The sequence below is a fragment of the Bradyrhizobium sp. 31Argb genome (assembly GCF_043638955.1).
Taxonomy (GTDB): domain Bacteria; phylum Pseudomonadota; class Alphaproteobacteria; order Rhizobiales; family Xanthobacteraceae; genus Bradyrhizobium.
In genome coordinates this window covers 12,607-35,788 of sequence record NZ_JBEGDB010000025.1, presented here as the reverse complement: position 1 = coordinate 35,788, position 23,182 = coordinate 12,607, and the positions used below count along the sequence as shown (strand labels likewise).

General features: G+C 63.5%; 21 protein-coding genes and 1 pseudogene. 8 read left to right on the top strand and 14 right to left on the bottom strand.

What is annotated here, in order from left to right:
- The first annotated feature begins 1 nt into the window (after position 1).
- Entirely contained in the window at positions 2-694 is a 693-nt protein-coding gene (locus AAFX91_RS07525) for a bifunctional 5,10-methylenetetrahydrofolate dehydrogenase/5,10-methenyltetrahydrofolate cyclohydrolase (RefSeq protein ID WP_394566029.1), read from the top strand.
- 56 nt (positions 695-750) lie between these two features.
- On the opposite strand, the gene AAFX91_RS07520 is transcribed toward AAFX91_RS07525, so the two are convergent.
- From AAFX91_RS07520 to AAFX91_RS07475, 10 genes are all read right to left on the bottom strand, one after another.
- Entirely contained in the window at positions 751-1,398 is a 648-nt protein-coding gene (locus tag AAFX91_RS07520) for a tetratricopeptide repeat protein (RefSeq protein WP_394566028.1), read from the bottom strand.
- Positions 1,399-1,408: 10 nt separating this feature from the next.
- Positions 1,409-1,714: a hypothetical protein gene (locus AAFX91_RS07515; protein ID WP_130578407.1), complete on the bottom strand. Its 306-nt coding sequence runs from the start codon at positions 1,712-1,714 to the stop codon at positions 1,409-1,411.
- Between the two features lie 13 nt (positions 1,715-1,727).
- Complete coding sequence (locus AAFX91_RS07510) at positions 1,728-2,762, bottom strand: ring-hydroxylating oxygenase subunit alpha (protein ID WP_394566027.1); 1,035 nt, start codon at positions 2,760-2,762, stop codon at positions 1,728-1,730.
- Positions 2,763-2,829: 67 nt separating this feature from the next.
- Positions 2,830-5,229, bottom strand: a complete 2,400-nt coding sequence (locus AAFX91_RS07505; protein WP_394566026.1) for a N,N-dimethylformamidase beta subunit family domain-containing protein — start codon at positions 5,227-5,229, stop codon at positions 2,830-2,832.
- 38 nt (positions 5,230-5,267) lie between these two features.
- Complete coding sequence (locus tag AAFX91_RS07500; protein WP_282527002.1) at positions 5,268-5,708, bottom strand: N,N-dimethylformamidase, small subunit; 441 nt, start codon at positions 5,706-5,708, stop codon at positions 5,268-5,270.
- A gap of 18 nt (positions 5,709-5,726) precedes the next feature.
- Complete coding sequence (gene urtE / locus AAFX91_RS07495; protein ID WP_394566039.1) at positions 5,727-6,425, bottom strand: urea ABC transporter ATP-binding subunit UrtE; 699 nt, start codon at positions 6,423-6,425, stop codon at positions 5,727-5,729.
- A gap of 2 nt (positions 6,426-6,427) precedes the next feature.
- On the bottom strand, positions 6,428-7,171 hold the full coding sequence (gene urtD, locus AAFX91_RS07490; protein ID WP_394566025.1) for an urea ABC transporter ATP-binding protein UrtD: 744 nt from the start codon (positions 7,169-7,171) through the stop codon (positions 6,428-6,430).
- Between the two features lie 9 nt (positions 7,172-7,180).
- Positions 7,181-8,284: an urea ABC transporter permease subunit UrtC gene (gene urtC / locus AAFX91_RS07485; RefSeq protein WP_130578412.1), complete on the bottom strand. Its 1,104-nt coding sequence runs from the start codon at positions 8,282-8,284 to the stop codon at positions 7,181-7,183.
- A gap of 36 nt (positions 8,285-8,320) precedes the next feature.
- Entirely contained in the window at positions 8,321-9,223 is a 903-nt protein-coding gene (gene urtB, locus AAFX91_RS07480; RefSeq protein ID WP_394566024.1) for an urea ABC transporter permease subunit UrtB, read from the bottom strand.
- A gap of 68 nt (positions 9,224-9,291) precedes the next feature.
- Positions 9,292-10,605, bottom strand: a complete 1,314-nt coding sequence (locus AAFX91_RS07475; protein ID WP_394566023.1) for a transporter substrate-binding domain-containing protein — start codon at positions 10,603-10,605, stop codon at positions 9,292-9,294.
- Positions 10,606-10,921: 316 nt separating this feature from the next.
- On the opposite strand from AAFX91_RS07475, the gene AAFX91_RS07470 reads away from it, so the two are divergent.
- The 7 genes and pseudogenes from AAFX91_RS07470 (at position 10,922) to AAFX91_RS07440 (ending at position 19,296) form a co-directional block, all read left to right on the top strand.
- Entirely contained in the window at positions 10,922-11,584 is a 663-nt protein-coding gene (locus AAFX91_RS07470; protein WP_130578415.1) for a helix-turn-helix domain-containing protein, read from the top strand.
- A 104-nt stretch (positions 11,585-11,688) separates the two neighbouring features.
- Positions 11,689-12,585, top strand: coding sequence for a glutamine amidotransferase family protein (locus tag AAFX91_RS07465; protein ID WP_130578416.1), 897 nt, complete (start codon positions 11,689-11,691; stop codon positions 12,583-12,585).
- The gene (locus AAFX91_RS07460; RefSeq protein WP_394566022.1) at positions 12,585-13,271 is read left to right on the top strand and encodes a protein glxC; all 687 of its coding nucleotides are present in this window, start codon (positions 12,585-12,587) and stop codon (positions 13,269-13,271) included. Before AAFX91_RS07465 ends, AAFX91_RS07460 begins: the two co-directional genes overlap by 1 nt.
- A 9-nt stretch (positions 13,272-13,280) precedes the next feature.
- Entirely contained in the window at positions 13,281-14,612 is a 1,332-nt protein-coding gene (locus AAFX91_RS07455; protein ID WP_394566021.1) for an FMN-binding glutamate synthase family protein, read from the top strand.
- Positions 14,613-14,637: 25 nt separating this feature from the next.
- The gene (glnT, locus tag AAFX91_RS07450) at positions 14,638-15,936 is read left to right on the top strand and encodes a type III glutamate--ammonia ligase (RefSeq protein ID WP_282526994.1); all 1,299 of its coding nucleotides are present in this window, start codon (positions 14,638-14,640) and stop codon (positions 15,934-15,936) included.
- Between the two features lie 245 nt (positions 15,937-16,181).
- Positions 16,182-16,981 (top strand): annotated as a pseudogene (locus AAFX91_RS07445) (CbbQ/NirQ/NorQ/GpvN family protein).
- Positions 16,978-19,296 (top strand): nitric oxide reductase activation protein NorD, encoded by a 2,319-nt coding sequence (locus tag AAFX91_RS07440; protein ID WP_394566020.1) that lies wholly within the window; start codon positions 16,978-16,980, stop codon positions 19,294-19,296. The pseudogene AAFX91_RS07445 and the gene AAFX91_RS07440 overlap by 4 nt, the downstream one beginning before the upstream one ends.
- A 2-nt stretch (positions 19,297-19,298) precedes the next feature.
- Here the strand turns inward: AAFX91_RS07440 and AAFX91_RS07435 are convergent, their stop codons facing one another.
- From AAFX91_RS07435 to AAFX91_RS07420, 4 genes are read right to left on the bottom strand one after another with little or no spacing between them, the layout of a single operon-like run.
- On the bottom strand, positions 19,299-20,147 hold the full coding sequence (locus AAFX91_RS07435; protein WP_394566019.1) for an urease accessory protein UreD: 849 nt from the start codon (positions 20,145-20,147) through the stop codon (positions 19,299-19,301).
- Positions 20,113-20,769 carry an urease accessory protein UreG gene (gene ureG / locus AAFX91_RS07430; RefSeq protein WP_394566018.1) on the bottom strand — a complete coding sequence of 219 codons (657 nt, stop codon included), beginning with the start codon at positions 20,767-20,769 and terminating at the stop codon, positions 20,113-20,115. Before ureG ends, AAFX91_RS07435 begins: the two co-directional genes overlap by 35 nt.
- Before the next feature lie 4 nt (positions 20,770-20,773).
- Positions 20,774-22,483, bottom strand: coding sequence for an urease subunit alpha (ureC, locus tag AAFX91_RS07425; RefSeq protein WP_394566017.1), 1,710 nt, complete (start codon positions 22,481-22,483; stop codon positions 20,774-20,776).
- A complete protein-coding gene (locus tag AAFX91_RS07420) occupies positions 22,410-23,180 on the bottom strand; it encodes an urease subunit gamma (RefSeq protein ID WP_394566016.1) in 771 nt (256 codons plus the stop codon). The genes ureC and AAFX91_RS07420 overlap by 74 nt, the downstream gene beginning before the upstream one ends.
- Positions 23,181-23,182 lie beyond the last annotated feature (2 nt).

The following is a 23,182-nucleotide window of genomic DNA, read 5'->3' as shown; positions in this document are numbered from 1 at the left end:
GATGACAGCGACCATCATTGACGGCAATGCGGCGGCGGAGCGGCAGCGCCTTCAGATCGCAGCCGAGATCGCACGCTGGAAGGAGCAGCGCCGTTGCATTCCCGGACTGGCCGTGCAGCTTCCGCTGCCGCAACATATCGACACGGACGGCGTCATCCGCGCCGTCGATCCGGCCAAGGACGTCGACGGCTTCCATCCGGAAAATGCCGGACGCCTGATGCGGGGCCTGCCCAGCCTTGTGCCCTGCACGCCGCTCGGCTGCATGATGCTGCTGCAAACCGTTGCAACCGACCTGCGCGGCCTGCACGCCGTCGTGGTGGGACGATCGAACATCGTCGGCAAGCCGATCGCGCAACTGTTGCTGCAGGCCGACTGCACGGTGACGATGACCCATTCGCGCAGTCGCGACCTGCCGGCCGTCTGCCGCCAGGCCGACATATTGATCGCGGCCGTCGGCCGGCCGGAAATGGTCCGCGGCGACTGGATCAAGCCCGGCGCGATCGTGATCGATGTCGGCATCAACCGGCTGCCCACCGCAGGCGCAGCGAAGGGACGCTTGGTCGGCGACGTCGCCTTTGAAGAGGCCCGGCATATCGCCGGTGCGATCACGCCCGTTCCGGGCGGCGTCGGGCCGATGACGATCGCCTGCCTGCTGCAGAATACCCTGCTGGCCGCCGGCGGGCGCGGCAAGTAGGCAGCTCACCGCGGTTGGGGCGACCTCGTGCCGAAGCCGCGCGGCCGCCTCAATACTCAGGCCGACAGCCGCGCTGCGTTTCGCGCACTGAGCCGCTCGGCAAGGCGACGCCGCGCTTCGCGCTTCTGCTCCTCGCCCATGCCACGTACCAACTCTTCGAGCTCGGCCATCGCAAGCCCGACGCCGTGCTGTGCCGCCGCGCTGAGCCAGACAAACGCCTCGATCGGATCGGCGGCAACGCCGAGTCCCTCGGCGTAGCAATAGCCGAGTCGTCCCTGCGACGGGTAATGTCCCCGCTCGGCGGCCCGGCGATACCATTCCACCGCCTGCTTCATATCAGCGTCCACGCCCTGTCCCTTGGTGAGCACGACGGCGTAGTTGAACTGGCCCAGCGCATCGCCCTGTTCGGCGGCCCGGTGAAACCATGACGCCGCCCGCACCGCATCGGTCGCGACGCCCTCGCCCTTGGCATACATCGCTCCGACATTGTTCGCCGCGAGCGGATTGCCTTTCTCGGCCGCGCGCAGATACAGCGCGAAGGCGCGCGTCGGATCCTTCTCGATCCCGAACCCGTTGGCATAGAGCGAACCGAGCCATGCCTCGGCCTCGGCATCGCCCCGTTCGGCGAGCGGCTCCCAGATTTCGCGCGCTTTCGCGTAGTCGCGATCGATAAAGGCGGCTTCTCCATCGGCGGTGGTCAGCATGGGCTTCTCCTCATTGACGCGTATGGGGTGCCATCTTGAACAGATACACACAGTCGAAATCGTTGGAGTCGCCCGCCGGCTGGACGCCCGCCGTCTTCAGATGACCCACGAAATAATCATAGACCGTGCGCGCCGCCCGGTGAGTCAGGAGCTGCTTGTAAAGCCAGGGATCCGCGTCGGCACGCACGCCGTGCTGCTCGAACAGCGTCTGTTTCGGCGCGTCGGAGATGCCGACGCACCAGCTCGAAAACGACTGATCGAATTCCTTGATGTAGGCGAGGAATTCGTACTTGACCTGCTGTACGCTGAAAACCATGCACCTCCTCCCTTCAAGCTCGCATCAAGGGGGCACTCCAGTAGGCGACATGATGTCGGGTGACCCGCTCAATCAAGGCCTGGTTGAACAGCCAGCCGGCGCGGCTTGACTCGGACGGATCCGACGCGAGCGAGAGCTCAATCTTCTCCTGCAGCGAGGACGCCTGCCCGGCGGCCTGGTCGAGCAGGCGCATGAGGCCGCCGCATGCGGCCTCATGTGCGGAACGCGAGAGCTCAGGCGGGCTGAAGAAGGAGAGCCGCCAGAGCGTCTGGTCCAGTGCGGTCGGCTGCAACACCACCACAAGGGTTGCGTAGCGGGACCGGACAAGAACGAGATTGGGAAACGTCCATTCGGCGCTGACATGGTTGGTGGCGCCGCCACCGGCGAGGCTGGAGCGCGCGATGTCGACGATCGTCGCACCCGCAAGCTTCCAGTTCGAACGGTGTTCCTGCCAGTGACCTTCCAGGCGCACAAGGTTCTCCGTCCATTCCGGAAGCAGCGGCCGCTGTTCGGCGTCCAGCGTCGGATCGATGTTCGCGAAGATCAGCGGGCCAGAGGTCCTGACCTTCACCGGCAGAAGGCGCTCCGGCACGGCACCGAGATACTGACCCATCTGCGGCGACATCTCGGCGAGGGCGTTGGCGAGGATGACGTCGCGGTCGCGGCTGAATCCGCAGGAGGTGTAGGAACATCTGGTCTTCTTGCCGGTGCGGCACTGTGCCGGTATCGTCCGGCAGCCGCCGTGCTGCGCCTTGTTGAACCGTCCCTGCAAACCGCCATCGGGCAATCGCTGAACGTGGATCGCGTGCTGGCCGATCGTGTAGGGAAGCAGATCGAGCGGATCGGGGATTTCGGGCGACGTGCCGATGCAGACCCAGTCCCGCGTCCAGACCTTTTCGTTCTCGAGGCGCTCGAACACCTCCGATGTATAGGCGCGGCGGGGAAGCATCGTCGCGAGCCCGAACGGCGCGCGACACGATGAATAGAGCCGGGGATCGAGGAAATCGATACCCGCGTCGATATAGACCGTATCCGGATGAGTCAGCATCGTTGCGCCTCCGTCACGGAGGCGGCGCTGGCAAAAACCCGCGCCGCCTTCGTCGTCCTCTCCTGCGCTACTTGCGCGCCTTGTTCATCGGCTGGTCGTAGTCGGCGCGGCCACGATGGATGATCGCCTCCGGATCTGGCATCGGCAATGGACCGTCCTGCATGAAGCGGTTCAGTACGTTGCCGACCAGCGTCGAGATGTTGTTGTCGCCGTTGTTCCAGGGCAGCGCGCCGCAGAAGGCGATCGACGAGAACGCGAACGATCCGCCACCGTTTGGCGTCTCATGATAGGCGATGTCGGAGCGCACGCGCGGGTGCTGAGTTCCGTCAAGGCCCTGCTGGTTGAAGCCGTAGTCCTCCATGACCAGCAGATAGCCTTCTGTGTGGCGGCCTGCGGAGGTTGCCACCACCAGCGTGTGCGGCGGGCTGCCGAGCATGGTATCCACGATGTCGAGCTCGGTGCCCGCGGCGCCGCCGCCGACGAGACCGAAATTGCCGAGCTTCTCGTCGTAGGAGATGCCCTCGAAGGCCCAGGCTACGCGCGTGTCGTTGCTCTCCGGAGTCCTCGAATAGTAGGTCGAGATGTCGAAACCTTCCGACGACATGCCCGTGCCGGCTACCGTATGCAGATAGCGTCCGCGGAACCGCCACATGCCGCCGAGTTCGCCCGTGCCCTGGTGATAATATTCGCCGGGATCGGCACGCCAGGTGCGAATGCCGCTTTCGCAGCGCCTCATCTCCGTGACGATGCCGCGACCCTGTCCGTCATATGCGGGATGATAGGAGTGCACCCAGTACCAGCCGTCCGCGCCCATATACATGAAGCGGCCGCCGCGCTGCATGTAGTTGTGGAGCGCATCGAGCTGCGGTCCGCTGTTGTGCTCGGGATGCGAGCCGGTGATGATAACGTTGTAATTCTCAAGCCGCGCAAGGCCATCATAGGTGACGTCCTCGTCGGTGATCACGTCATACTCGTAGCCCTTCTTCTCCAGCCAGTAGATCATGTGCAGATCGGCCGGGTATTGCCAGGGTGCCTGCGCCAGGAAGTGATCGTACTTCGGCCGGATGCTGAGGATCGGCCGCAGCCGCGACGACAGGCAAAGACCGCTGCCATCGGTGTGAGTGTCGTAGATCGATCCACCGTATTCGCGATGCTCCGACAGGAACATGTTCTGCTGCTGCATGATCGGCACCCGATAGACCAGCAGTTCGGCGCCGCCGGCATTGTTGGCGAGATGCTCGTTGGCATAGGCCATGTAGCTGATGGTCGGCACCATGAAGGCGATCTTCGCGGTCTCTTCGCCGACGCGAGGCACCACCCAGAACGGGATGTAGTCCTCGCTTCCGTCCTTCGCCGTCAGCTTCGCGGCGTAGAACTTGCTGCCCGTGCCCTTCGGCACGTTCCACTCGAAGCTCGTGCTCCAGCGGGCGTCATCGATATCGTCGTCATGGAAATGGATGGCGCCGTATTGTTCCGGTGCGACCTTCCAGTCGAACACCTGGCCTTCCCAGTTGTAGCCGGTCATCGCCCGGGTTGGGCAATTGACGATCGTGGCATGGAACAAATATGGCCCCTTGTCTTTCCCGACCAGAGTGTTGATCCCGTCGGAGAAATCCCATGATGCGACGATGGCCTCGGAGAGCTTGCCGGTCGGGCCCGAATTGCGCCGCTCGCTGAGACCCGGTTGCGCACCGAGCTTCATGGTCTCGATCTCGAGCCGGCTCAGCGCCCTGTTGCAGATCCGCGGACTGTCGATCTTGCCGTTGTAATGTCCCTTGATGAGGATGCCCGCCGGCACCGAAGCCTTGCCCTGCGGGGCGTCGCTGAACGAGCCGCAATAGCCGGCGATCACGGCCGGCGTTCCCGGCGCATAGGTGAGCTTGGTCGAGAGTTTCTTCGTGACCGGTGGTATCTCCGGATCAAGTGCGTAGACGATCTGCGGCTCGTGATAGAGAATGGCTTCTCCGGTCTTGGCATCGAACGACGCCGCCACGAAGTGCCAGGCATGATCGCGAAGCGGCGCGCCGGTGGTGATGACCTGGTCGTTGACGCGGAATTCGACGCAGCCCGCTTCGTTGATGAAGAGCCCGTATCCGTTGCCGTCGTGCCACTTGGTGACCAAGCCCTGCGCGCCGTGCTTCCAGTATTTGGGATGCGTCTTCGGCGCGGTCGGCCAGATCCAGCACTGCAGCGTTACGCTTTCCAGACGGAATTGCGGCTTGTCGACCACGAATCCGTACGAGCCGCTGTAGATCTCCTGCTTCATGCCCTTGTACGTGCCGTTGCAGGAAGCCTGGATCTTCTCCTCGATGAATCCCGGTCCGCGCGGATTGGTGTCGGCATGGATCATCTTGACGATCTCCGCCTGGTAGTCGGCCCGTCCGTCGCAATTGACAAAAAACTTGATGGTGTCTCCCGGATGGACGCTGAACTTGTCAGCGTAGCCGGTGATCGTCATCCAACTCATGATTGTGCCCTCAACAGTTGACTTTTCTCATTGAACCTTCAGGTCGTCGCCCACATGTCGTCTCGGCGTTTCCACCCCTCGCGGAAGTGTTCCGGGAAACCGTCGTACTCAGCGAACTCCTCCAGCCGCATCAGAAAGATGTCATGCTGCGGGTCCTGCTCATTGTCATAGACCTTGTCGTTGATGAATTCCGGCGGCACGCCGCGGATGCCGGAAAGGCGGGCGATGCGCCACTCCTTTTCGACCTTGGTGCAGACGACGACGAGCTTGCCTTTCGCCGGCTGCGCCCGCATGCGCAGCAGGACGCGATTGAGCTGGAAGTCCTCGTGAATGCCTCCCGTGACCGTGGTGGTGTCGCCCGGCGTCGCGCATTTGAGCACGCTGTTGCCGGCGACCCCCTTCATGGAGTCGATGCATTCCTTGTGCTCCTTGATCATGCGCTGCGCATCGGACGAAGAGGGCCGGGGTATCGGAATCATCTATCTGCTCCGTGTTGACTAGATGGTGAGATACTTGTGGATCACGTCATCGGTGAGTTCGGCCATCGGGCCGCCGGCGACCACGCGTCCATTGTCGACCATGAGGAATGCATCCCCCAGCCGCCGAGCCACGCGGATGTGCTGCTCGGTCAGGAGAAGCGTGATGCCGAGCTTGCGGTTGAGCGTCAGCAAGGTTTCGCCGATCTCATGCACGATATTGGGCTGGATGCCCTCGGTGGGCTCGTCGAGCAGAAGGATCTTCGGATCGACCGCCAGCGCGCGAGCAATCGCAAGCTGCTGTTTCTGTCCGCCGGACAGGAGGCCTGCCCGGCGGTCGAGATTGGCCTTCAGATAGGGGAACATCTGGAGGCAAAGCTCGGGAATCTCGGGACGGCCATCGTGGCGTGCGAAGGTGCCCAGGAGAATGTTCTCTCGGACGGTGAACTCCGAGAGAATTCCGCGCCCCTGCGGCACGTAACCGATACCGAGCCTGGCCCGGAGATGGGTTGGCGAGGACGCAATGTCCTGCCCCTCGATGGTGATCTCGCCAACCGACCTGTCGGTCAGGCCCATAATCGTTCGCATCAACGTGGTCTTGCCGACGCCATTGCGGCCGAGCACACAGAGGCACCTGCCCTCTTCCACGCCGAAGGAGAAATCCTTCAGGATTGGCGTCTTGCCGTAATAGGAGGTGACGCGGTCCATCGACAGCAACATGGTCACGCGTCCTCCGTCTCGCCGAGATAGACCTCGCGCACGCGTTCATTGGCCTCGATGTCGCCGATCGATCCATGGGCGAGCAAGCTGCCCATATGCATCACCGTGACCATGTCGGCGATCTGGCGGACGAAGGCCATGTCGTGCTCGACGACGACGAGCGTGTTGGTCTGCTTGAGGCGGTTGAATATCTCAGCGGTCTTCTCGATCTCGGATTCGGTCATGCCGGCGACCGGTTCGTCCAACAGAAGAAGGCGCGGATTCTGCATCAGCACCATCCCGATCTCGAGCCACTGGGTCTCGCCGTGCGACAGGATGCCCGCTTCGACGTTCAGGCGGTTGCCAAGCCCCGTCAGCGCGAGGATCTCCTCGAGCTTCTCGGCGAAGAACGGCTCCCTGAAGCGGAAGAAATCCTTCAGCGGGTTGGTGCTGCGGCTGTAAGCGACTTCGAGGTTCTGCCGTACCTTCAGATCGCGGAACACCGCGGGCACCTGGAATTTGCGGCCGATGCCGCGCCGGGCGATCTCGTGCTCGTCGAGACCGGTGATATCGTCATCGCAGAACAGAATCCGGCCCGAGGTCGGCTTCTGCCGGCCGGTGATCAGGTCCATGGTCGTGGTCTTGCCGGCGCCGTTCGGCCCGACGAGGCAGCACAGCGTTTGTTCCACGAGCTCGAAGCTGAAGTCGTTGATCACCGAGACGGTGTCGAAGCTCTTGCAGAGGTTGCGGATTTCCAGGAACCCCATGACCGCCCCCTACTCGCCTGGCTGCGGATAGAGGCGCGGGGCGGAAACGCCGTTGCCGCCCTTCTTCGAGCCGATCGAGATCCGGCCCAGCGCACTTTCGACCAGCCCGATCAGTCCCTTCGGCAGGAAGCGCACGACCAGGATGAAGAATCCGCCGAGGATCAGGAGCCAGGTATTGAGGAACGCGTCGCCCAGATAGCTCTGCGCGCCCTGGATCAGGAAGGCACCGAGGATGGCGCCCATCAGCGACATGCGCCCGCCGATGCCGGCCCAGATCACTATCGAAAGGCTGAAGGTGGTATCGAACTGTGCCGGCGAGACATATTGCGTCAGGATGACCCAGCAGCAGCCGGCCACGGCAGCAAAGAGGCCGGACACGGTGTAGATGGCGGTCTCGTAGCCGGCAACATTGTAGCCGAGGAAGCGGACCCGCTCGGCGTCATTGCGGATCGACTGTACGACGAGGCCGAACCGGCTGAGCGTCATCAGCTTGGCCACCACAGTTGCGGCGATCAACAGACCGAGCACCAGCCAGTAGGCGCCCGGGCTATAGGGATCGACCACCAGTTCCCCGAGCTTCAGGGCAGCCGGCGGCGTGATGCCGTTAACGCCGTTGGTATAAGGTTGAATGTCGAGGATCAGCGTGTACCACGCGCTCAGCATCGCGAGCGTCATGATCGCAAAGAACGGGCCGGACACGCGGGCGCGGAACATCAGCCCGCCGAAGATCGCGCAGAACAGCGTCGGGACAACGAGCGCCAGCACGATGCCGACCGTCGTATTGCCAAAGGGTACCCAGAACAGCGGGAGGTGATCCAGGCTGTTGTTGAGCATGAAGGGCGGCATCGGGTTCGATTCGTCTTGCGACTGCATCTGCATGGTCATCGCCATGCCGTAGGCGCCAAGACCAAAGGGAATGCCCTGTCCGAGATTGAGGATGCCACCGAAGCCCCAGCACAGGCTGACGGAAAGCGCGAGCATTGCGAACACGCCATATGTCGAGAGCTGATTAAGCAGGAAATTGTCGCTCACGACCAAAGGCACCATTGCAAGCACGGCATAGAAGACCAGATAGGCCAGCCATTGCGCGCTTACCTTGTGATAGAGATTCATTTCGCCATTCCCTTCCCGATCCCGGTGCCGCAGCCTTCACCGACGCTTTGCGGATGGCGCGAACAAGCCCTGTGGCCGTATCCGGAGGAACACCACGATCATCACGAACAGCACGAAGCGGGCGAAAGTGTCGTTGGTGAAATAGGCGAAGATCGATTGCAGTTCGCCGGTCGCGCCACCCGCTGCCACGCTGCCCGCCAGCGTGCCGCCGCCGACCACGACCACCAGGAAGGCTTGCACCACATAGGCCGCCCCCATCGTGGGCAGAACGATATTGAGAACACCGAAAAGAGATCCCGCGAGACCGGCAAGGCCTGCGCCAAGCGCGAAGGTCAGCATGTAGACGCGATCGGCATTGACGCCGAAGGACGCCGCCATCTCCTTGTCCTGCATCACCGCGCGCACCTGAACACCGAAACGCGTCCGGTAGAACAGGGCCCAGAGCGCCACGACGACCGCGATGGTGACCAGGAGCACCACTACGCGGAAAACGGAAATATTGACGAAGGCGAACTGGATGTTGCTCGAGAAGATCGGCGGTACCGCAAGATATTTGGGATCGCTGCCGAAGATCAGTCGCACCCCCTGCATGAGCACAAGCGATACGCCGAACGTGGCAAGCAGCGTATCCAACGGGCGTTTGTAGAGGTAGCGGATCAATCCGCGTTCCAGGATCAGGCCGACCGCGGCAACGATCAGGAAAGAAGCCGGAACGCACAACAGAAAAGGCAGCCCGAGGAAGCTCTGCAACATGTACGAACTGTAGGCGCCGAGCATGATGAACTCGCCATGGGCCATGTTGATCACGCCGACCGCGCCATAGATGATCGTGAGCCCCAACGCAGCAATCAGCCAGATGCTGGCAATGCTGATTCCGAGGATCAGCGCGTTGATGAACGCGCTGAGATCGAAGGACGTGAAGAACGATCCGACCGCCATAGCTCGCTCCGTTCCAGACCGACCGTGGCGCGCGACGCGCACGCCACGGCTGCTGTTTTTCGCTGTGTTCAGATCACGCTCTTGCGCACTTTGCCGTCGGCAGCTTTGAGGCCGTCCGCCGTGCACTTGCCGAGGTCCGGATAGATCGAATACGGGTCCGGCGCGACGTGCTCTGCCGAAGCCTTCACGATCTTGAAGCTGCCGTCGGCCTGGCACTGGCCGATTTTCGGCTTCAGCCAGGCGTTGAAGTTCTGATCGTCGATCCAGATCAGTCCTTCCGGGGAAACCGCATCCTCGACCTTGATGCCGCCGGTACTGTCGCGGATCGCGCGCGGCGTCACCTCCTCCAGGCCAACCTTGGCGATGGCCTTTTCGAGACCGTACTTGAAGACGTAGGCGGAAAGATAGGTCTCTTCCATATTGTAGTGGGTGACACCGTTCTTGCCGTACTTGCTCTTCAGGAATCCCTCCACGAACTTGTGGTTGGTCGGATTGTCGAGCCCCTGGAAATACGGCGCCGAGAGAAAGTGGCCGGCCCCGAACTCGTTGCCCATCGCGCGGGTTTCGATCTCGCCCGTAGTGAGCGAAGCAATCGGCATCGAGTCGACCTTGAAGCCCTCCTGCTTGAACTGCTTGTGGAAGGCGATGTCGGATGCACCGACCACGGTCGAGAAGATGAAGTTCGGCTTCGCCTCCCGGATCTTGTTGAGCACGGGGCCGAATTCCGAACTGCCGAGCGGGATGTATTCCTCACCGAGCAGTTCGCCGCCAGCCTGCTGCAGCCAGACCTTGGCGTTCTTGTTGGATTCCTTCGGCCAGACATAGTTGGAGCCGACGAAGAAGACCTTCTTGCCGAACTGCTGGACCATGAACGGGATCAGGTCCTTCGAGTGCTGGTTCGCCAGCGGACCGGTGCAGATCGTATTCTGAGTGCATTCCGCGCCCTCATAGCAGGTCGGGTAGTAAAGCAGGTGGTTCTGCGCCATGACGGTCGGCAGGATCGCCTTGCGGCTCGCCGAGGTGTAGCAGCCGAACAGCGCGACGACCCGATTGCGCAGGATGAGTTCCTTGGTCTTCTCCGAATAGACGTTGAAGTCCGACTTCGCGTCGACGATCACCGGCTCGATCGGTTGACCGGCGATGCCGCCGGCCTTGTTGATCTCGTCGATCGCGTACTGCATCACGAGCGTCGAGTCCTCCTCCGGCACCGCGAGGCCGCCGGTGAGCGAAAACAGGAGTCCGACCTTGATGGGCTCACCCTTCTTGATCCAGGACTGAGCTCCCCACGCCTGATTGATGCTCTTTACGAACCCGTATGGAGCGGCAAGGACCGTCGCAGCTCCGAGCGTTGCCTTCATGAAACCACGACGATCTGCCCGCATAACAGCCTCTCAAGTGATTTTCTCTACACGAAATCTATTTTCTAAACGATACAAGTGACCCGAACTTTCTCAAGAGTAAAATTTGTGCACTGACAGTTACAATGAGGACAGCTCGGTTTTTACTGCGTCGGGCGACGCAACTGCACAGCCGCGATTGATCGCGACATCGTTCGGAAGTTCTGCGAGCCGACGAGCCGCGGCGCGGCGCCAAGTCAGATGCCAAGTCACACGTCGCGGTTGCGGGCTGAAAAATTCTTACCGCCTCCGCCTGCCATCGTGTTACGACTTGCGCTGATAAGAACGGGATAACATGCAGATGAAAAGAAAGAGCGCGGCAACGCCGAAGGAAACGGTCATCGAGAATTCGGACTACCGCACGGGCTCGAATGCGCCGGTCGAAAGCAGCCGAAGTCTGGAGCGCGCGCTTGGCGCGAAGATCAGGGATACCCGACGTCAGCAGGATCTCTCGGTGCTTGATCTGGCGAGCGCCGCGAACATCTCGGCCGGCATGCTTTCGAAAATCGAGAACGGCCAGATTTCGCCGTCGCTTTCCACGCTACAGTCGATCGCGAACGCGCTTACTGTGCCGCTTAGTTTACTGTTCGCGGCATCCGAGGAGCGGCGCGACTGCTCCTTCGTTCGCGCCAAGCAAGGCGTGGTCATCGAACGACGCGGCACCAAGGTGGGACATGTGTACCAACTGCTCGGACATGTGAGCGGCGAGGACGTCGTCGTCGAGCCCTACCTCATCACGCTGAAGGAGGAAGCCGAGGCCTATACGGGATTCCAGCACGCCGGCACAGAGTTCATCTACATGCTCACTGGCGAGGTGATCTACCGTCACGGTAACAAGAGCTACCGGTTACGCCCGGGCGATTCCATGCTGTTCGACTCCGGCGCGCTGCATGGGCCCGAAGTGCTGGTGAAGCGGCCGATGACTTACCTCTCGATCATCGTGTATCCGCGGCGCCCCGCCTAATTCTGCCTCATCGCGCCCAATTTCTTATCAGGAAAAACTTATTCCTCACGATTGACGAAGCGTCCGAAGCTGCTACATTTGCTCTCCAGGTCAGGGAGCAGCACATGTGCGGCATTGTCGGATTGTTTCTCAAGAACGAACAGCTTCAGCCGGAGCTGGGCGAACACCTTTCGCGCATGCTCGCGACGATGTCGGCCCGCGGTCCGGACAGCGCAGGCATAGCGATCTATGGCGCAGGGGCCGACGATCTCATCAAGCTGACGCTGCGCGCCGCCGACGCGGCCGTGGACCGCGATCTGGCGAGGACGCTCGGCGCGGTGCTGAAAGCGCCGGTCGATCTGGTGCGGCGCTCCAATCATGTCGTGGTGACGATACCCCGTGAGCAACAGGCGCAGGCCCTGGCCTGGCTGCGCGAGCATCATCCCGAGATACATCTCGTCAGCGCCGGCTCCCGGATGGAGATCTACAAGGAGGTCGGCCTGCCGGAGCGCGTCGCCGACCAGTTCTCGCTGCCCGCGATGCAAGGCACCCACGGCATCGGCCATACGCGCATGGCGACTGAATCGGCGGTCACCACTAATGGCGCTCACCCCTTCTCGACGGGCGCCGACCAGTGCCTCGTCCACAATGGTTCGCTCTCCAACCACAACGCGGTCCGGCGCGGCCTCAAGCGCGAAGGTTTCGTCTTCGAGACCGAGAACGATTCCGAGGTGGCCGCGGGCTATCTGACGTGGCGGATGCGCGAAGGCGACAGCCTCAAGCAGGCGTTGACGTCCAGCCTTGTCGCACTCGACGGCTTCTTCACCTTCGTCGTCGGTACCCGCGACGGCTTCGCCGTGCTCCGCGATCCGATCGCCTGCAAACCGGCCATCCTTGCCGAGTCCGATGACTATGTCGCATTTGGCTCCGAGTTTCGCGCCCTCTCGGCGTTGCCAGGCATCGAGAACGCCCGCGTCTTCGAGCCCGAACCGGCGACCGTCTACGCTTGGGAACGTCGATAATGCCCGTGATCGATCTGGAGCGGCAAACAGTCCGAGAACTCAACGCGGCGCTGCACCGTCTCGTACCTGATACCAACGAGACCCTGTGGGAAGTCAGCAACTCCAACGGCAAGCATGCGATCGGAACGGGCGTCGATGCACCCATCGAAATCGATATCAACGGACATGTCGGCTATTACTGCGGCGGTATGAACAAGCAGGCGTCGATCCGCATTCACGGCAATGCCGGAACGGGCGTCGCAGAGAACATGATGTCGGGCGTCGTTCATGTGATGGGCGATGCGAGCCAATCCGCCGGCGCCACCGGTCACGGCGGACTGCTGATCGTCGATGGTGACGCAGCCGCACGCTGCGGAATCTCGATGAAGGGCATCGATATCATCGTCAAGGGTTCGATCGGCGCCATGAGCGCTTTCATGGCCCAGGCCGGCAACCTCGTCGTCTTCGGCGATGCCGGAGAGGCCCTCGGCGATTCCATCTACGAAGCGACCATCTTCGTGCGGGGAAAGGTGAAGAGTCTCGGCGCCGACTGTATCGAAAAGCCGATGGCGAAGGAGGACAAGGCCCGCCTCGCCGCACTGCTCCACCGGGCCGGCGTCGAAGGCGCCAACCTCGACGAGTTTCGCATGTATGGGTCGGCACGCCGTCTCTACAACTTCCACATCGACAACATTGCATCCTACTGACGGCAGACGATGGCAGCCCCAAAACCGATAAGAACGGAACCGCGCTTCTCAGCAACCTTCGACCGCTACACGATTTCTGAGATTCAGCGCGCCGCGGCCACCGGCATCTATGACATCCGCGGCGGCGGCGCCAAGCGACGGGTACCGCATTTCGACGACCTGCTGTTTCTCGGCGCCTCCATATCGCGCTATCCGTTGGAGGGTTATCGCGAAAAGTGTGGCACCGACGTCGTGCTCGGCTCTCGCTTTGCGAAAAAGCCGATCCACCTCAAGACGCCCGTCACCATTGCCGGCATGAGCTTCGGCGCATTGTCGAGCACGGCAAAGGAAGCGCTCGGCCGCGGTGCCAGCGCGGTCGGAACCAGCACGACGACCGGCGACGGCGGCATGACCAACGAGGAGCGCGCTCATTCGTCGCTCCTCGTCTACCAATATCTCCCTTCACGCTACGGAATGAACCCCGACGATCTGCGCCGCGCCGATGCCATCGAGATCGTGGTCAGCCAGGGCGCCAAGCCTGGCGGCGGCGGCATGCTGCTGGGACAGAAGATCTCCAGGCGCGTGGCCGAGATGCGCACGCTGCCGGAAGGCATCGATCAGCGTTCCGCCTCCCGTCACCCCGACTGGACCGGCCCCGATGACCTCGAGATCAAGATCGAGGAGCTGCGCGAAATCACCGATTGGGAGAAGCCGATCTACGTGAAGGTTGGGGCGAGCCGCCCGTATTACGACACGGCCCTGGCCGTGAAGGCCGGTGCGGATGTCGTCGTGATCGACGGCATGCAGGGCGGAACGGCCGCCACGCAGGAGGTCTTCATCGAGAACGTCGGTATTCCGACGCTGGCGGCGGTGCGCCCCGCGGTGGAGGCGCTCCAGGAACTGGGCATGCACCGCAAGGTGCAGTTGATCATCTCCGGCGGCATTCGCAACGGCGCCGACGTCGCCAAGGCGCTCGCCCTCGGAGCCGACGCGGTCGCGATCGGCACGGCGGCGCTGATCGCGCTGGGCGACAATAACCCGGCGCTCGAAAGCGAATACAACAAGCTCGGTACGACGGCCGGCGCCTATGACGACTGGCATGAGGGATTGGATCCGGCGGGCATCACCACGCAGGATCCGGAGCTTGCAAAGCGCCTCGATCCGGTCGTCGCGGGGCGGCGGCTTGCCAACTTCCTGTCCGTTCTTACGCTGGAAACGCAGACAATCGCACGCGCCTGCGGCAAGAACCACGTCCACAATCTCGAACCTGAAGACCTTGTCGCACTCACCGTCGAAGCGGCTGCGATCGCGCGCGTTCCGCTCGTCGGCACCAATTGGACTCCTGGCCGGGACCGATACTGACACTTACCGCTGATGAAGAGGCACCATGTCGATCGATCTTGCTGAAGCCGCCAAAGAACGGAAGATCAAGTACTTCCTGATTTCCTACACCGATCTGCTGGGCACCCAGCGTGCCAAGCTTGTTCCGGCCGAAGCGATCGGAGGCATGGCGAGGAACGGCGCCGGTTTCGCCGGCTTCGCCACCTGGCTCGACATGACGCCGGCCGATCCGGATATCCTTGCCATTCCCGATCCGGACAGCCTGATTCAACTTCCCTGGAAGCCGGAGGTCGGCTGGCTGGCCGCCGATCCATGGATGGGCGGCAAGCTGGTCGAGCAGGCGCCACGCAATATGCTGAAGAGACTGATCGCAACGGCGGCCGACCGCGGCTTTCAGCTCAAGAGCGGCGTCGAATGCGAATTCTTCCTGATCTCGCCGGACGGGGAGAACATCGGCGACATCTCCGATCGTCAGGCCAAGCCCTGCTACGATCAGTCGGCGCTGATGCGGCGCTACGAGGTGATCAGCGAAATCTGCGACGGCATGCTCCAACTGGGCTGGAATCCCTACCAGAACGACCACGAGGACGCGAACGGCCAGTTCGAGATGAACTGGGACTATAGCGATGCGTTGGTTACCGCCGACCGCCACGCCTTTTTCAAATACATGGTGAAGTCGATTGCCGAGAAGCATCAGCTTCGCGCGACTTTCATGCCGAAGCCGTTCTCCGGCCTTACGGGCAACGGCTGTCACGTCCACGTCTCGCTGTGGAAGGGCAACAGGAATCTCTTTGAAGACGAAAAGGGCGAGCTCGGCATTTCATCGATCGGATACGCCTTTATCGGCGGCATCATTCATTCTGCCGACGCGCTGGCGGCCATTCTCAATCCGACGGTGAACTCCTACAAGCGGATCAACGCGCCGCGCACGCTGTCCGGGGCAACCTGGAGCCCGAACACGGTCACCTTCTCGGGCAACAACCGGACGCACATGATCCGAATACCTGAAGCGGGACGGTTCGAACTGCGCCTCGCTGACGGCGCGGCCAATCCCTATGCCATGCAGGCCGCCATCCTGGCCGCCGGGCTCGATGGCATCCAGAGCAACCGCGACCCCGGCAGGCGCCTCGACATCAACATGTACACTGACGGCCATCTGGTGCAGGACGTCAAGAAACTCCCGCTCAACCTGCTCGATGCCCTACGAGCACTGGAAGGCTCCAGACTATTGAGCGACAGCCTCGGCGAATACGTGCCGGCCTATCTGAAGCTCAAGCACCAGGAGTGGAACGACTTTTCACGACACCTCACGCAATGGGAGCGCGAGACCACGTTGGATTGCTGACATGGATCCGTCGTTCGCCTGCCGCTCAGGTGCAGTACATGCCCATGGAGATCTGGCCGATCCGCTCGAATCCGCTTGTTTTGTCCGGCCTTTCGGGCTGTAATTGAATCAAGGCGCTATTCGCCTGTTCGCACGCTTCGATGCTGCAGCGTGTTCCAAGGCAACGACTGCCAATCCCATTCACGGAGGGACGGTGGCGCTCGGTCTCGCGGCATCAATCCTTCGTCATGCACGGAGGATGTTTCATGAATCTCGACGCCTACCGGATCGCCGACGAGCCCTACTACCAGCCGCTCGGCCATGAGATCGAGACCTTTCAGGCCGCCTATGCCGAGCGCCTGCCGGTGATGCTGAAGGGACCGACCGGCTGCGGCAAGACCCGCTTCGTCGAGCACATGGCCTGGCGGCTCGGCAAGCCGCTGATCACGGTGGCAGCGCATGAGGACATGACTGCCGCCGATCTCGCAGGGCGTTACCTGCTGGAGCCGCAGGGAACCGTGTGGCACGACGGGCCGCTGACGCTCGGGGTGCGCCACGGCGCGATCTGCTACCTCGACGAGATCGTCGAGGCGCGGCAGGACACCACCGTAGTGATCCATCCGCTTACCGACGCGCGCCGCATCCTGCCGCTGGAGAAGCACAACGAGATCGTGCCGGCGCACGGCGATTTCCAGCTCACGATCTCCTACAATCCGGGCTACCAGAGCGCGGTCAAGGATCTGAAGGAATCGACCAAGCAGCGCTTCGTCGCGATCGATTTCTCCTATCCGCCGCCGACCACGGAAGCCGCCATCATCGTCCGCGAGTGCGGCACCGATGACGAGCTTGCCGGCATCCTGGTCGCGATCGCGCAGCGCTCGCGCAATCTGCGGGCCACGGCCTCGACGAGGGCGCTTCCACCCGCATGCTGATCCATGCCGGGCGGATGGTGCGCGCAGGCTTGCCGCTCGACGTCGCCGTGCAATCCTCCATCGTGCTGCCGATCACCGATAACCCCGACATCCGCGCGGCGCTCAGCGACGCCATCCAGGCCTGCCTGCCGTGAACGCAGCCAAGCAGGTCACGCTGCAGCTGGTGCCTCCCGACGAGGAGGACAGCGCGACGCGCCGGATCCATCGTTTGATGCTCCAACGCGAGACGCTGCGGCCGATGTTCCTGATAGCCTGGGACGATCTCTCGCAGCGTTTCGATGTGAACGAGCTCGAAGCCTGGGCCGGCGCCGTGCTGACGCTCGCGCATGTCAATGCCGGGCCCGCCTGCCTGATCGCCTATTGGGAGGCGAGCAAGAACACAGGTGACCATCGGGAAATCGCACCGCTTTTGGTAGCGGGCCAGATTGCGGCCGACATCTGCCGAAACGCCGGCGCGCAGGCTGCGACCGCCGCGGTGAAGGCGCTGCCGATTGCCTCGCGCCTCTTCGGCAGCGGCCCGGCTTTGGCGCGATGGTGGCGGGTGATGGATCTGCTGGCGCAGCAGGCGCCGGAATCGGTTGCGCCGACCGCAGACAACATCGCCGCAATTCTCGCCCCCGGCACGATCGACGCCTTCGAGAATTTCGTCGCGGCCGGACTGAAATTGGCATCCGGCAACAAGGCGCGACGGCTGGCATTCTTCCACCTCGAGGACGAGCTCGCGCGCCGTATGATCGCGCGCGATATCGGCAGCGTGACATTCCTGGAAACCGAGATCGAGCTGAAGGCGTTCATCACTGCGCTCTGGGGCAAGCCGCCTTTGCTGCGCAGCCTTGCCGCCGACAACAGCCAGGCGCCGCAGCGGCGGACCTCGATTGCCGGCCCCTTGATCCGCTTGCCGGAAACCTTTCGCGGCGTGCAGGGCGATGCGGCGCGAGCGCTGTTCCGCGCCGCGGCGGCGCATGCGCAGGCGCATCTCGTGCTGGGCAACGGGCTGTTTCCGGTCGGCACGCTGAAGCCGCTGCAGATCGCACTCGTCAATCTGATCGAGGACGCCCGTATCGAGACGCTGGCGATGCGGCAATTGCCGGGCCTGCGGCGGCTGTGGGCGCCCTATCACGTGGCGACGCCGTCGGGTGTGGTGGCGGCACCGACCTTGCTGGCACGGCTGGCGCGCGCGCTGTTCGATCCCGCCTATGTCGATGACGACAGCTTTGTCGCCAAGGGCCGCGCAATGTTTCAGGCGGCCTTGCCTCGCATCGACGACCCCGCCATCAGCCGCGAGATCGGCATGCTGCTGGGCAACGACCTCGGCCAGATGCGGGTGCAGTTCAACGTCAAGACCTACGTCGTCGAGCCTGTCTATCGCGACGACGGCCTGGGACTATGGGACTTCGGCGAGAACGCTCCTCCCTCAGGCGAGGTGATGGAACTGCCGGTCGATGCAGTGCGGATGGAGCGGCAGGAAGCGCCTGATGGCAACGGCAACGAACCAGACCAACAAGGTGAAACGCTCGGACGCGGCCGGCCGGTGGCGCCGGACGAGCGCGGCACCATCATCGCAAAATATCCGGAATGGGACCGCGCGCATGGCATCGAACGCCCCGAATGGACCATTGTGCGCGAGGTGGCGGCGTACGTCGGCGATCCGCGCCTGATCGAAGCCGCGCTCGACCATGCAGAGGCGCTGCGCAGCCGGATCGGACGACTGGTGCGCGGGGTACGGATCGGCCGCACCATTCGTCTTAACCGGCAGCATGGGGGCCACGACATCGATATCGACGCCGCGCTCGACGCCGGCATCGCGCTGCGCATCGGGCAGGAGCCGGATCCGCGCGTGTTCCGCTCGTCGACATCAGTTCATCGCGATCTCGCGGCGCTGCTATTGATCGATGTCTCGGAGTCGACGCGCGACCGGCTCGCCTCCGGCGCGACCATTCTGGATGTCGAGCGCCTGGCGGTTGCGGTGCTGGCGGAGGCGATGGGAAGGCTCGGCGATCCCTTCAGCCTCAAGGCGTTCGCCTCGGACGGACGCGACGACGTCAGAATGACCACGGTAAAATCCTTCGAGGAGCCGTATGACCGGAGCTGCGTGGCCCGGCTCGCCGGGCTGAGATCGGGACTGTCGACGCGGCTCGGCACCGCGCTGCGCCATGCGGGAAAGGTGATCGGCAAGACCAATTCCGGCCGCAAGCTGGTGATCGTGCTGACCGACGGCGAGCCGTCCGATATCGACGTGTCCGATCCGCTCGACCTGGTCGAGGATGCGCGCCGCGCTGCGCTCGGCCTGAAGAACGCCGGCGTCGATGCCTACGGCGTGGTGCTCGGCAAGGCCGGCATCCAGGCGGCGTCGCGGATCTTCGGGCGCGGCAACACGATGATGGTGCACCGGATCGAGGATTTGCCGGGGCGACTGTCCGAACTCTATTTCCGCCTGGCGCGGCGCTGAGCCTACTTGCGCCGGCGCACGAGATCGGAGCCGAGCGCCGCGCGTCCGGCGACATGGAACGCCGCTTCGAGCCCGCGCGCGAGCGTGCCGCCGTCCGGCGCCAATATCCGCATCACGAGTCCAGCTTGGTTCGGCGCAGGCGAAGCACCCGACAGGCAGCCGAAGCCATCAACGATCTGGCCGAGGGTTCCAACATCGGGCAATTTGTCCGGCGGAGCGATCAGCACGACGGTCGCAGCGGCCGCCATGTCGCCGAGCGAGCCGGCGCGCGCCTCATTGCCCCGGATAGATCCGCGATCGAGCAGCAGAACGCGGCCGTCGGGACGCAGGATGCGCAGCCGGCTGGAGAACGATGCGAACGGCCGTCCCGCCTGCCGCGGGTCGTGCACGGCAAATCCGTCGGCCAGGAACAGCACCGCATCCTCCGCCACCGTCGCGATGGTGTCGAGGCACAGATCGGCGCCGGGAAACAGCACACAGGGATCGCTCGCGATCGCGCAGAACGCGCCCGGACCGACTGTGATGGATTGCTGCTGCAGCGTGCCGGCCTCGCGTCCGTCATGCACGACGGTGGACGCCTGCGTCGTCAGGTGAAACGCGGCATTGGCCGCAACGTCCACATCGAGCTTGAGGCGGTCGCCGGCATAGAGCCCGCCGGAGGCCGACTGCAGATAAAGCGTGAGCAGCTCGGGCCGCGCCGCGTCCAGATAGAAGCCGCGGGTGACGTGAAAGGGGTAGCCGACATGCTGGCGCCGCAGCACGGTGCGGCCGCCGGCAAGGTCCGCGGCGAGATGCGCTTCGGCGCTGCGGCCGGAGTCAAATGCGGAAGAGGACAGCGGCAGAGATCGCATCGGCAACCGCCTCTATACCGGCACCGGCGCGCGCGTTGGTCGCAAGCACCGGCCGTCCGCCCCTCACCCGGACCGCCTCTGCCAGCATCGGTTCGAGCTCGACACCCACATATGGCGCAAGATCGACCTTGTTGACGACGAGGAGGTCGCAGCGGAGCAGGCCGGGCCCCTTCTTGCGCGGAATGTCGTCGCCGCCGGCGACATCGATCACGAACATCCACCAATCGACCAGGTCGAGCGAGAAGGTCGAGGCGAGATTGTCGCCGCCGGATTCGAACAGGATCAGCTCAAGCCCGGGAAACCGCGCTTCCAGATCGTCGCCGGCGGCGATGTTGAGCGTCGGGTCCTCGCGGATCACCGTGTGCGGACAGGCACCGGCCTCGACCGCGGAGACGCGCGCCGGATCGATCAGGCCGGAACGGCGCAATCGCTCGGCATCCTCCTTGGTCACGAGATCGTTCGTCACCACGGCAAAATCGATACCGCGGCGCTGCAGGACCGGGATCAGCGCCTCGATCAGCGCGGTCTTGCCGCAGCCGACGGGACCGCCGATGCCGACACGGGCCGCAGCAGGATTGGCGTGGATTGCGGTGCGCTCTGCAGGGCGCAGCTTGTCGAGCATCGCATCACCTCAGCATATAGCGCCGCGCCAGCGGCAATTCGCGTGCCGGCTCACAGGTCGCAAGCGCGCCGTCGACGAAGACGTCGAAGGTTTCAGGGTCGACGGAGATCTTCGGGCAGAGATCGTTCCAGAGCATGTCGCGCTTGGAGAGCTTGCGTGTCCCCTTCACCGGAAGCAATTTCTTCGACAGGCCGAGCGAGCCGGCGAGATCGCGCTGCAGCGCCAGCGGATGCACGAAGCAGGCCGACAGCGCCGCCGGCGCGCGGCCGAACGCGCCCCACTGCGGGCGCATCAGCATCGGCTCGCAGGTCATCAGCGAGGCCGCGCTGTCGCCCATCGCGCCCCAGGCGATGAAGCCGCCCTTGATCACCAGCTCCGGCTTGATGCCGAAGAACGCCGGGCGCCAGACCACGATGTCTGCAAGTTTGCCGTCTTCTAGCGAGCCGACATGGTCAGCGATGCCGAATGTCCTCGCGGCATTGATGGTGTACTTCGCCACATAACGGCGGATGCGCGCGTTGTCGCCGAAGCCCGCGCGGTCTTCCGGCAGCGCGCCGCGCTGGTCCTTCATCTTCGAGGCGAGCTGCCAGGTGCGGCAAATCACCTCGTGGATGCGGCCCATGCCCTGGCTGTCGGAGCCGAGCATCGAGATGGCGCCGATGTCGTGCAGCACGTCCTCGGCCGCAATGGTCTGCGCGCGGATCCGGCTTTCCGCGAACGCCACATCCTCCGGAATCGCCGGATTGAGGTGGTGGCATACCATGGTCATGTCGAGATGTTCGTCGAAGGTGTTGACCGTGAACGGATTGGTCGGATTGGTCGATGACGGCAGGCAGTGCATCTCGCCGGCGACACGGATAATATCGGGCGCGTGGCCGCCGCCGGCGCCCTCGGTGTGATACATGTGAATGGTGCGGCCGCCGATCGCTTCCAGCGTGTTCTCGACGAAGCCGGATTCGTTCAGCGTATCGGTGTGGATCTGGACCTGGAAATCGTATTCGTCCGCGACGCGGAGGCAGGTGTCGATCGCGGCCGGCATCGAGCCCCAGTCCTCGTGCAGCTTCAATCCCATGACGCCGGTCTCGAGCTGCTCGACCATCGGCGGCACGCGATGCGAGTTGCCGCGGCCGAGGAAGCCGAAATTCATCGGCCAGGCTTCGGCGGCCTGCAGCATCTTGCCGGTATTGAAGGGGCCGCCGGAATCGATGCCGACCGTGATCGGTCCGAGCGAGCCGCCGATCATGGTGGTGATGCCGCTGGCAAGCGCATGCTCGACCAGGCCGGCGCTGTCGAAATGGACGTGGACATCGATCGCGCCGGGCGTTGCGATCAGGCCCTCGCAATCGCGCACGGTGGTGCCGGTCGAAACGATCAGCCGAGGATCGACGCCGTCCATGATCGCTGGATTGCCGGCCTTGCCGATGCCGACGATGCGCCCGTTCCTGATGCCGAGATCGCCCTTGACGATGCCGATCACGGGATCGATCACCACGACATTGCAGAGCAGGAAGTCGAGCGCACCTTCGGCCGAGGTGATGCCGGCCATGCCGATGCCGTCGCGCAAGGTCTTGCCGCCGCCGTGCAGGCACTCATCGCCATAGACGGCGTAATCCTTCTCGACCACGGCCATCAGCGAGGTGTCACCGAGGCGGACGGAGTCGCCGGTGGTCGGCCCATAAAGCGCGGCGTAATCGCGCCGGTCGATCATTGCCACGGTTATGCCCCCTGAAGTCGCGTGCTTTGGCTCGCGCCAGCGCGGCGTCCCGCACGGCCGGATCGGTGCCGAGGCCGTCGGTGAGGTTGTTGAGCCCGGTCAGTTCGCGGCGTCCGCCGAATTCGACCAGCGACACTTCCTTGGACGCGCCGGGCTCGAAGCGTACGGCCGTGCCGGCGGGAATGTCGAGCCGCATGTTGAAGGCGGCGGCGCGGTCGAATTCGAGCGCCTTGTTGACCTCGAAGAAATGGAAATGCGAGCCGATCTGGATCGGACGGTCGCCGGTGTTGACCGCGGCCAGCTTCACCTTGCGCCGGCCGGCATTGAGTTCGAGCTGGCCGTCCCGTACGGTGATCACGCCTGGATGCTCGACATCGGCGGCAGCACCCGGTGGAGGGCGGATCGGCTCATGCACCGTGACCAGCTTGGTGCCATCGCCGAAGACGCATTCGACCTGGATGATATGCATCATCGCGGCAATCCCCGGCAGCACGTCGTCGGTGGAGAGGATCGTAGAGCCATAACCGATGAGGTCGGCAACCGAGCGGCCGTCACGCGCGCCTTCGAGGATCTCGTCGGTGATGATCGCGACCGCTTCGGGATAGTTCAGCTTCAGTCCCCGCGCGCGGCGGCGGCGCGCCAGTTCCGCGGCATTGAAGATCGTCAACCGTTCCAGCTCCGTGGGCGTCAGCAGCATGC

Excerpts from the sequence above, each read along its gene's own strand:
- AAFX91_RS07460 (WP_394566022.1), top strand. The coding sequence starts at position 12,585 with ATGCCCGTGATCGATCTGGAGCGGCAAACAGTCCGAGAACTCAACGCG.
- AAFX91_RS07455 (WP_394566021.1), top strand. The coding sequence starts at position 13,281 with ATGGCAGCCCCAAAACCGATAAGAACGGAACCGCGCTTCTCAGCAACC.
- AAFX91_RS07475 (WP_394566023.1), bottom strand. The coding sequence starts at position 10,605 with ATGCGGGCAGATCGTCGTGGTTTCATGAAGGCAACGCTCGGAGCTGCG.
- urtB (WP_394566024.1), bottom strand. The coding sequence starts at position 9,223 with ATGGCGGTCGGATCGTTCTTCACGTCCTTCGATCTCAGCGCGTTCATC.
- AAFX91_RS07435 (WP_394566019.1), bottom strand. The coding sequence starts at position 20,147 with ATGCGATCTCTGCCGCTGTCCTCTTCCGCATTTGACTCCGGCCGCAGC.
- AAFX91_RS07500 (WP_282527002.1), bottom strand. The coding sequence starts at position 5,708 with ATGATTCCGATACCCCGGCCCTCTTCGTCCGATGCGCAGCGCATGATC.
- ureG (WP_394566018.1), bottom strand. The coding sequence starts at position 20,769 with ATGCTCGACAAGCTGCGCCCTGCAGAGCGCACCGCAATCCACGCCAAT.
- AAFX91_RS07505 (WP_394566026.1), bottom strand. The coding sequence starts at position 5,229 with ATGAGTTGGATGACGATCACCGGCTACGCTGACAAGTTCAGCGTCCAT.
- AAFX91_RS07520 (WP_394566028.1), bottom strand. The coding sequence starts at position 1,398 with ATGCTGACCACCGCCGATGGAGAAGCCGCCTTTATCGATCGCGACTAC.
- AAFX91_RS07420 (WP_394566016.1), bottom strand. The coding sequence starts at position 23,180 with ATGCTGCTGACGCCCACGGAGCTGGAACGGTTGACGATCTTCAATGCC.
- AAFX91_RS07465 (WP_130578416.1), top strand. The coding sequence starts at position 11,689 with ATGTGCGGCATTGTCGGATTGTTTCTCAAGAACGAACAGCTTCAGCCG.
- urtC (WP_130578412.1), bottom strand. The coding sequence starts at position 8,284 with ATGAATCTCTATCACAAGGTAAGCGCGCAATGGCTGGCCTATCTGGTC.
- AAFX91_RS07525 (WP_394566029.1), top strand. The coding sequence starts at position 2 with ATGACAGCGACCATCATTGACGGCAATGCGGCGGCGGAGCGGCAGCGC.
- AAFX91_RS07515 (WP_130578407.1), bottom strand. The coding sequence starts at position 1,714 with ATGGTTTTCAGCGTACAGCAGGTCAAGTACGAATTCCTCGCCTACATC.
- urtD (WP_394566025.1), bottom strand. The coding sequence starts at position 7,171 with ATGGGGTTCCTGGAAATCCGCAACCTCTGCAAGAGCTTCGACACCGTC.
- urtE (WP_394566039.1), bottom strand. The coding sequence starts at position 6,425 with ATGTTGCTGTCGATGGACCGCGTCACCTCCTATTACGGCAAGACGCCA.
- AAFX91_RS07510 (WP_394566027.1), bottom strand. The coding sequence starts at position 2,762 with ATGCTGACTCATCCGGATACGGTCTATATCGACGCGGGTATCGATTTC.
- glnT (WP_282526994.1), top strand. The coding sequence starts at position 14,638 with ATGTCGATCGATCTTGCTGAAGCCGCCAAAGAACGGAAGATCAAGTAC.
- AAFX91_RS07470 (WP_130578415.1), top strand. The coding sequence starts at position 10,922 with ATGAAAAGAAAGAGCGCGGCAACGCCGAAGGAAACGGTCATCGAGAAT.